The following is a 320-nucleotide window of genomic DNA, read 5'->3' on the forward strand; positions in this document are numbered from 1 at the left end:
ACCCCGGACACGCCCGACGGGACGGCACTGCCCGGCGGATTCGCCGACCAGCGCCACATGCTCATCTTCATGAACCCGCCGGACCACACCCGGATGCGCCGGGTCCTGCGCGACACCTTCGGACCCCGCGTGATGCGCAGCGCCAACGGCTACATCGAGCAACGCACCGGGCAACTCCTCGACGAGGCACTGCACAACGGCCCCGAGTTCGACCTGATCTCCGCCCTCGCGCACCGGCTGCCGTTCGGCGTCATCTGCCACCTGCTCGGGGTACCCGAGGCCGACCACCTGATGATCGAGAAGTGGGCGCAGGACTACCT

1 pseudogene is annotated in these 320 nt (G+C 68.8%); it reads left to right on the forward strand.

Annotation, left to right across the window (positions count from 1 at the left end):
• Nucleotides 1–320, forward strand: a pseudogene (locus TN53_RS43540) (hypothetical protein); the annotation flags it as partial.

It is taken from the genome of Streptomyces sp. WM6386 (assembly GCF_000972385.1).
Classification (GTDB): domain Bacteria; phylum Actinomycetota; class Actinomycetes; order Streptomycetales; family Streptomycetaceae; genus Streptomyces.